General features: G+C 68.7%; 6 protein-coding genes and 2 tRNA genes. 3 read left to right on the top strand and 5 right to left on the bottom strand.

Going from position 1 to position 8,568, the window contains the following annotated elements; genetic code table 11:
• Positions 1 to 628 precede the first annotated feature (628 nt).
• On the top strand, positions 629 to 1,537 hold the full coding sequence (locus ABZW60_RS36075) for a hypothetical protein (protein WP_355484664.1): 909 nt from the start codon (positions 629 to 631) through the stop codon (positions 1,535 to 1,537).
• A 167-nt stretch (positions 1,538 to 1,704) separates the two neighbouring features.
• Here the strand turns inward: ABZW60_RS36075 and ABZW60_RS36070 are convergent.
• Positions 1,705 to 1,778 (bottom strand) — tRNA-Ile (locus ABZW60_RS36070).
• A 128-nt stretch (positions 1,779 to 1,906) separates the two neighbouring features.
• Here ABZW60_RS36070 and ABZW60_RS36065 point away from each other — a divergent pair.
• Entirely contained in the window at positions 1,907 to 2,044 is a 138-nt protein-coding gene (locus ABZW60_RS36065) for a hypothetical protein (RefSeq protein WP_355484662.1), read from the top strand.
• Positions 2,045 to 2,245: 201 nt separating this feature from the next.
• Here the strand turns inward: ABZW60_RS36065 and ABZW60_RS36060 are convergent, their stop codons facing one another.
• From ABZW60_RS36060 to ABZW60_RS36045, 4 genes are all read right to left on the bottom strand, one after another.
• The gene (locus ABZW60_RS36060) at positions 2,246 to 2,818 is read right to left on the bottom strand and encodes a DUF4232 domain-containing protein (protein WP_355484661.1); all 573 of its coding nucleotides are present in this window, start codon (positions 2,816 to 2,818) and stop codon (positions 2,246 to 2,248) included.
• A 78-nt stretch (positions 2,819 to 2,896) separates the two neighbouring features.
• Positions 2,897 to 2,969: transfer RNA gene (locus ABZW60_RS36055), tRNA-Asn, on the bottom strand.
• Between the two features lie 93 nt (positions 2,970 to 3,062).
• Positions 3,063 to 3,602 (bottom strand): hypothetical protein, encoded by a 540-nt coding sequence (locus ABZW60_RS36050; protein ID WP_355484659.1) that lies wholly within the window; start codon positions 3,600 to 3,602, stop codon positions 3,063 to 3,065.
• Between the two features lie 33 nt (positions 3,603 to 3,635).
• On the bottom strand, positions 3,636 to 4,520 hold the full coding sequence (locus ABZW60_RS36045; RefSeq protein WP_355484657.1) for a sigma-70 family RNA polymerase sigma factor: 885 nt from the start codon (positions 4,518 to 4,520) through the stop codon (positions 3,636 to 3,638).
• A gap of 225 nt (positions 4,521 to 4,745) precedes the next feature.
• On the opposite strand from ABZW60_RS36045, the gene ABZW60_RS36040 reads away from it, so the two are divergent.
• Positions 4,746 to 8,543, top strand: a complete 3,798-nt coding sequence (locus ABZW60_RS36040; RefSeq protein WP_355484655.1) for a S8 family serine peptidase — start codon at positions 4,746 to 4,748, stop codon at positions 8,541 to 8,543.
• The last annotated feature ends 25 nt before the right edge of the window (positions 8,544 to 8,568 follow it).

The raw sequence follows: 8,568 nt of genomic DNA, 5'->3' as shown, positions 1-8,568 counted from the left end.
CTCCCAGGACAACCCCCAGGCCGCCAGCGCGATCAGCGCCTAACCAGACAACGACGAATCACCAGACCTCGTACACCACTTCACAGGACTTGACCTCGATGGTGGTTTGCACGGGCGCACCGGCGAGCTTGCCCGCTGGGTAGATTCCCTGGATTGTTGGGTTGTCCGTTCGAGCACTCCATCGGACAACTTAGTGCCTCGATTGGCGGGTTGGCGACCCCAGAGCAGTCGTCCTGCGCGCTGACCTCGGCCCAATGGCCTGTCTGCGATCGCCGCCAACTCGCGCTCTGGGTAACTCCGCCACGACTTGGACGCGGGGAGTTTGGCGAGGGCCCAGAAGCGTCTAACCAGTCGGTTCTAGGATTCCCGGCCAATCTGCGACGCATGGTCAGGAAGGCGAGATTCGCTCGATTAGCTAGCGTCGCGGCGAGGAGGGCTCGCCGCTGTCGGCGAGCCCCAGTGCGACGGCATGCTTCCGCGAGCTCGCGACCGCCTCTGGCCTCGGGCTAGGTAACTTTTCGAGCCCGGTGAGTATCAAGTAGGCAGGAGTGCTACTTCGTACTGCGGCCTGAGGCCGGGTGGGGGAGTGATGGTCGACATGTCGAAACGACTCAGGACTGCCGGGCGGATGGCTGCTGCCGCTGCGCTGGTGACGGGGATGCTGTCGGCGACCGCGGGCGAGGCACTGGCAGCTGACACCGCTGTCGCCGCGGCGTGCAAGATCGAGTTCGGGTCGGTGACCGCCGGCGGCGATCACGTGCACAAGGTCGTCACGGCCGGCTCACCGCCAACGGTGCAGCAGAAGGCGCGCTACACCGACCTCTTCCCCGAGGGCCTGCCCCGGTTGAGCACCGTGTTCTTCAACGACCCCGTCGTCACCGGCTTCGGCGGCGCGTACGCCGGCCATGTGGTGATCGGCTCGGGGCTGTACGACAGCACGTACTTCCTCACTGAGTCCGGCGAGGTCGACCGGACGCAGGCACACAACTTCCGGGTCGGTGGCGGCTGGGGCGACGCCACGTTCCTCGAGACAAGCTACCCGCACGACACGAACCCGTGGGCCCTGGTCAACCACTACGCGCTGCGCTCCAACGGCACACTCACCCGCTGGGACAGCAAGGGCGGCTTCGGCTGGACCAACCCCCAGTCCGCAGGCGGCTTCTCAGCCGTCAAGACGATGGCCCTGATCAGCCAAACCGCAACGTACGACACCTTCCTAGCCACAACCCGAGGCGGCGCCCTCTACACAGTCCGCCTCCCCCTAACGTCCCCCATGAAGCCGATCGTCAAGATCGTCCGCACGTCCACCTGGCAGTCCTTCGACACCTTGATCGCCGAGAAGTGCGGCCAATACGGCACCGTCCTCCTAGCCATCGACAGGGACACCCAATCCGCCTACCTATACGCGATAGGCCACGCCAACGGCACCGCCACAGTCATCCAAGGCCTAGGCAAACTCCCTACCACCTTCACCGACCCCCTCTACTTCCGAGACACAACAGAACCCGGCACCGCCCCACTCCTCTTCGGAGAGTGACCTAAACGCCGCCAGCCACCACGCGAGCGACACCTGCAAGGCCCAGACGACTGACCGGCGCCGATCCGCACCCGGACTGCCTGTGCCTCAAGCGAGTCGCGTGTCCTGTGCTTGTTGGTCCACCGCGGGTCAGGGCCAGGCCACGCCTCCGACCCGCGGTCGTGGGGTAGGGCGGACGGGACTCGAACCCGTGACCCAGGGATTATGAGTCCCCTGCTCTAACCAGCTGAGCTACCGCCCCGTGTGCGGCAGATCGTATCTGGTGGGTGGGGGTGGGGTGTGAAACCAGGGGTGGGTCAGGGGTTTGACTGAGGGGTGGGTGGGGTGGACCGGGCATGATGGAGGCAGGTCCGGACGAAGGGAACACCGATGGGCTGGTTCATTTTCCTGGTGCTCGTGGTGGGTGCGATCGCGGCGTACAAGTACCGCGTGCCGCTGCTCGCGAAGATTACCGGTCAGCCGCAGCACCGTATCCAGCGGGCGATCGACCGGAAGAAGGGGAAGTAGGACTTCCTCCTGAGGCGTGAGGCCGGGTCCTGTGTGCTGCCGGGGTAGGCGGTGCGACGGGATCGGGCTTGTGGACGTGGTGAGGCCCTGACCGCGGGATGTGGTCAGGGCCTTCTGCTCACGTGGGTTGCTCGGGCTTGCTTGCACACCGACGGCCAGTCAGGCCCAGCTCTACGGTCTAGGCCAATATGTTGGGGCAGGCTAGTTGGGGAATTTCAGGCACCAGGCGGTGAGGGTGAGCTTGGCTGTGGTGCCCAGGTCGGTGTCGACCGGCCAGATGGTGGGGCGGTCGCCGGGGTGGCGGGCGACGGCTAGGTAGGTGCCTGAGGCTTTGTTCTCGGCGATCTCTACGGTGTTGGACCAGGAGACTGCGGCTAGGGCGGATTCGCCTTTGTGTAGGCGGATTCGGGTTGGGCCGGGGTCTCTGGCCATGTATGACGTGCCGTGGGTGATTGTTACGTTCATCGTTCGGCGGCGGGCGTTGAGGACGGTGACCTCGGGGTAGCCGTTGACGGTGATGGGGGCCGCTCGGCAGTTGGTCAGTTTCAGGACTACGGCTCGGTGGCCGAGTGCCGGTTCTACCGGGCCCACGGTGATCGAGGCGCCTGAGGGTGGGCAGGCGGGTGGGGGAAGTGGAGTCGGTGTGCGCGCCACGGTCGGGAGCCGTGGGCTCGCCGTCGGCGGTCCTCCTCCGACGGTTGCCGCGGTCTCGGTGCCGCATCCGCCTGAGATCAGCAGTACGCAGGCCAAGCCTGCCCATCCCCACCGCTTCATGCCCTTGAACCTAGCCGTCCGGAGGGGCGGTGACATGACGAAGCCGGGCTCCTGAATTGGAGGCCCGGCTGGTTGTTGCTCCCGCGACTGGACTCGAACCAGTAACCTGCCGGTTAACAGCCGGCTGCTCTGCCAATTGAGCTACGCGGGATCGGGGTCTTGCCTTGTCCTCGATCCCCGAGGACCTGAGTAGGTTAGCAGGCGGGGGGCGAACTACAAAAACGGGATTCTGGACGCTGCCGGGTCAGATTCCGAACTCGTCGCGGACCTGCCGGAGGGCGGCCTCGGCGGCGTCGACGACGCCGGGCTGGGTAGGTTCCAATCCCTTGTCCAGAACGAAGTTCCAGGTGACGGCGGCGTCGGTGGTGGCCGGGTTGCGGCGCGCGACGATGCGTACGCCGCGCTTGCCGGCCAGTGGGACGTGGCGCTGGACGACGATGCTCGCGTCCACGCGCTCGCGGAGGAGCTGGCCGAAGCGGCCCGGGTCGTCGACCTTGAGCTCGGTAGCGCGCAGCGGGGTGCCGAAGTCGGTGGTCTCGTAGACGTGCAGCACCGACGCCTCGGAGTCCCAGCCGGCGCGCTCGATCTTCTCCCAACCGACCCGGCGATCCGCGTCCGCGGAGTCCGACGGCAGGTACACCGCGGCGCGCGTGCCGGCCACCCAGCGGCCGTTGGTCAGCTGCACGGCGGCGAGGACGTCTTCCTTCCTGCCGGTCGACTGGCGGGCGGCGGCCGACACGGCCTCGCCCAGCTCGCGCGGCCAGGGGGTACGCAGGAGTCTCACACCCACATCATTCCAGTCGCTCCAAAGACTCGGTCAGGCGACGTAGTCGCGGAGCTGGGGCAGGGCGCGACGACGGAGTTGCCGGAGGGCTTCGCGTTCCAGCGCGCGAACCTTCGCCGTGGTCAGGCCTAACTGTGACGCGATCTCCTCGGGTGTGGACGGGATGTGGCCGTGCAGCCCGTACCGCCGGTGCAGCACGGTCTGGTGCAGGTCGTCGAGAAACTGCAGGTGGTGGGCGAGGTCGCGACGGAGGGCGGCGCGGAGCACGATCGGGTCGTCGTCGATCACCGGGTCGGTGTCGTCGAGGTCGAGGGTCTCGGGCTGCATCCGCCACGCCTGCGCCCGCTCGATCCGCGCGATGCTCAGGCCGGTCGCTCGCGCAAGCTCCGGTGCGGCTGGTTCGCGGCCGAGGGCCTGGGTCAGCTCCTGGCGGGCGGACGCCACCCGGGACGCGTCGGCGTACGCCTGGGCCGGCATCCGGACCAGGCGGGAACGGTCCGAGATCGCGCGGCCGATCGACTGGCGGATCCACCAGATCGCGTACGTCGAGAACCGGTGGCCGAGCCGGTGGTCGAACCGCTCGACCGCGCGCATCAGTCCGATGTTGCCCTCCTGGATCAGGTCGAGCAGCGAGATGCCCTTCCCGCCGTACCGCCGGGCGAGGGATACGACCAGGCGCAGGTTGCCCTCGATCATGCGGCGCCACGAGTGCTGCCCGAGCGCGACGACCTGGCGCAGGTCGCGCGGATCGTGCCGGCCCGGGTCGCCGCTCAGTCGGGCCGCCGCGAGCACGCCGGCCTCGATCCAGTACGAGTGCTCGTTCACCTCCTCCAGGGTCAGTAGCTCGTGCTGCCCGATGTCGCGCAGGTATGCCACCAGGGCGGTCACGTCCGCCGGTTCACAGTCCAGATCTCCCATCCCGCGCCCTTCGCCGCCGAATCTCCTTGCCCAAGAGAGTGCCGCGATTCGCCTGCCCGTGGACCGGTGACTTCGAGTATGTGGACAACTACGCGAAGTAGTGGCGGATCGGCGGCGACCTGACATGTCGGGTGATCGCCAGCCGGATCCGTAGCGGCACTCCGGCCGCCTTGACGAGGCTGTGCGGCACCGGAACGGAATCCGGAAGAAGGAGGGCCACCCCCCATGGCAACCAGAAGATCGATGCTGCTCGGCGTCGCGCTCACCGCCACCCTCGTGGTGCCCGGCAGCGCGATCGCCTCCGCCGAGCCGTCGCCGCCCCCGGCCACCGCCACGGCCGCAACCGCCGCAACCGCCGCCGACGCCGCCGACGCCGTCACCCCGGCCAACGCCGCCGACGCCGTCACCCCGGCCAAGGCCGCCACGACCGCCGGCGTGTCCCAGAAGCCCGCGGCCAAGGTCACCTTGGTCACCGGCGACGTGGTCACCGTGACGACGTCCGCCGGCAAGCCCGCGATCGCGATCACCCCGCACGCCGGCTCCGCGGCCAACTTCCGCAGCTACGCGGTCGGCGACGACGTGTACGTGATCCCGCCCGAGGCGCAGCCGCTGATCGCGTCCGGCAAGCTGGACCAGAAGCTGTTCAACGTCACCGGCCTGATCGCCCAGGGGTACGACGACGCGCGCAGCGGATCGATCCCGCTGATCGTCAAGTACTCCGGCCGGACCGCCCCGAAGACCCTCGCGCCGTCGGGGGCGACGGTCAAGCGCAACCTGCCGAGTATCCGCGGCGCAGCGGTCACCACGGCGAAGGCGAAGACGGCCACGTTCTGGGACTCGGTCGACGACGCCGGGCCGCGGCTGTCCGGGGGCCTGGACCATATCTGGCTGGACAGCAAGATGCACGCGCTGCTGGACAAGAGCGTGCCGCAGATCGGCGCTCCGGACGCCTGGCAGGCAGGGTACGACGGTACCGGCGTCAAGGTCGCGATCCTGGACACCGGCGTCGACCTGAACCACCCGGACCTGACCGGCAAGGTCGTCGCCAGCCAGAGCTTCGTGCCGGGCGAGTCGGTCCAGGACGGTCACGGCCACGGCACCCATGTCGCCTCGACGGTCGCCGGGAGCGGCGCCGCTTCCGGCGGCAAGTACCGCGGTGTCGCGCCGGGCGCGGAGCTCGTGATCGGCAAGGTGCTGTCGGACGCGGGCTCCGGCGCGCAGTCCGACATCCTGGCCGGCATGGACTGGGCCGCGCACTCCGGTGCCAAGGTCGTCTCGATGAGCCTGGGCGGACCCGCGGGGTCACGCGACGAGGACCCGCTCGTGGCTGCGGTCGACACGCTCACGGCGCAGACAGGTGTCCTGTTCACCATCGCCGCGGGTAACTCGGGCCCGGCCGACTCGACTGTCGGCTCGCCCGGCAACGCGGCCTCGGCCCTGACGGTCGGCGCTGTGGACCAGAACGACGCGGTCACGTACTTCTCCAGCCGCGGCCCGCTCGCCGAGGGCGCCCTGAAGCCCGAGATCACCGCCCCCGGCTCGGCGATCGTCGCCGCCCGCGCGGCCGGTACCAGCATGGGCACCCCGGTGGACGCCAACTACACGACGGCCAGCGGTACGTCGATGGCGACCCCGCACGTCGCCGGAGCGGCCGCGATCCTCGCCGAGGAGCACCCGGACTGGACCCCCGCCCAGCTGAAGAACCAGCTGGTCAGTACGGCGAAGACCACCGCCGAGACGTCGGTCTATCTGCAGGGCGCCGGACGCGTCGACGTCAGCCGCGCGTTCCGCCAGGAGGTGTCTGCGTCGGGTGTCGTGGACTTCGGGATGCGGCCGTTCGGCTCGACCGCTCCGGTCGTCAAGCAGCTCACCTACACCAACAACGGCGACGAGCCGATCACACTGTCGCTGGTCCAGAAGGCAGCCGGTACCGCGGTCCCGGCCGGAACCTTCCAGCTCGGCGCGGACTCGGTGACGGTGCCGGCACACGGCTCGGCCGACGTACCGGTCACGCTGACGGGCGGCACCATGGCCACCGGCTCGTACGGCGAACACGTCGTCGCAACGTCTGCCGACGGCAAGGCTGTTGTCACGACCGCCCTCGGGTTCGTGCAGGACGTGGAGCGCTTCGACGTCACGATCACTGTGAAGGACCGGGAGACGACGCCGGCCCCCTCGGCGTACGGCATGGTGTTCGTGTTCGACCTCAAGCACGCCAAGCCGGCCGACATGTACTACTTCCTGGGCACGGCGGGCACGATGACGCTCAGCCTGCCGCGGGGTGAGTACGCCTTCGAGTCGTCCACCTACCGGTTCACGCCCGACTACGGTCAGGTCCGCCAGGTCGTGTACGGCGCGGAGTCCGGTGTAGTGCTCGACACAGACCGCACGCTCACGTTCGACGGCACCAAGTCGCACCAGGTACGGCTGCAGACGCCGCTGCCGAGTCAGACCAGCCAGGTCCGCATGAGCGTGTCCTTGATGAGCGACAACACCACACTGCGGTACGAGCTGCAGTCGGACGCCCCCGGCTACACGAAGATGTGGGCGATCCCGTCCACTGGCAAGAAGGAGCTCATCGAACACAGGCTGCAGTTCTCGGCAAGCGCCCCTGAGTTGGACACACAGGTCGTCGGCCACGACTCCTTCGCGCTCACGCCGGAGTACATCGACGGCTGGGCCGGCTCTGCCCGGATCAACGGCATCAAGCTGCTCCGTGTGGTCGAGGCGGGCACCGGTCGCCTCGAGGACCTCACCGGCTCGGCGGTCCGCGGAGCGGTGGCGCTGGTGAAGCGGAGCGACGCAGTCAGCATCGGCCAGGTCATTGCGAACGCGGCTGCCGCTGGTGCGGCCGTAGTGATCATCTACAACGACACACCGGGCGACTGGGGCACTGCGATCTACCGGACGGCCCCGACCGCGATTCCCGCGCTCTCGCTGTCCAACGAGCAGGGTGTCAAGCTGGCCGCCAGGGCCGCTCGCGGTGACGCCATGCTGCTGTTCCGCGGTACGGCCGTATCGCCGTACAGCTACGAGGTCCTGAAGTCCCAGGTGGGTATCCAGGCGACCCAGCAGTACCAGGCCGATCCGAGGGAGCTGGCAACGGTCGACAGCAGCTTCCACGCGTCGACGCCCACGCTGGGCGGCTACGCGCGGTACCTGATCTCGGACAAGCAGACCTTCGTCGTGATGACGCTGAAGCGGTCGACGATGCCGCGCAAGACGACCGAGTACGTCACCGGCGGCGTGCGGACCTGGGAGTTCGTGTCGGCGGCCGGCATCTGGGAGCCGATGGGCGGGTCGTACCAGACCGTGCCGACGGTCCTGCAGGCCGGCCAGAAGACCAGCCGGGCCTGGAACAAGGCCGTGGTCCGCTCGGCGATCACCCCGAACCACCCGGACGGCGCCGTCCGCATCGGTGACCTCGGCGGTACGGACGTCGCCTCGCTCCTGGACACCGGGGCCGGGCAGTGGTTCACGCTGCCGAGCAACCTGGACAAGTCGGTGACCACGGTCTACCGCGACGGCCAGTTGCTCGGCTCGGCACCGGCCAGCTCGGTGGCGTTCCCGATGGTGCCGCAGGCGGCGACGTACAAGCTCGTCCTCGACGTCACCAAGAACCAGCCCTGGTGGACGACGTCGACCAAGGCCAGCACCGCCTGGACGTTCCGGTCGGAGCACACCGACCGGAGCCTGCTGCCGGTCATGTCGATCGACTACGACCTGGACGTCGCGCTCGACAACAGCGTGCAGGCCGGTCGGGCGGTCACCCTGGGCCTCGGCTTCCGGTACCCGAAGGGGCTCGCAGCTCCGAAGCTGCGGGAGGTCAAGCTGTCGGCCTCGTACGACGACGGCGTTACCTGGACCCAGGTGCCGGTAACCGCTACCGGGACCGCAACCGCACAGGGTGTCCTCACGAGCCCGCGGAACACCAACGGGTTCGTCACGCTGCGGGTCCAGGCCACGGACGTCGACGGCACTGCCGTCGAGCAGACCGTGACCCGGGCGTACCGGCTGCGCTGACTGCGACGGGTGCCCCTACCCAGGA

Source organism: Kribbella sp. NPDC003557 (assembly GCF_040610805.1).
Taxonomy (GTDB): domain Bacteria; phylum Actinomycetota; class Actinomycetes; order Propionibacteriales; family Kribbellaceae; genus Kribbella.
Note: the sequence above shows the minus strand (reverse complement) of the source record. Positions and strands in the feature narration are given on the sequence as shown.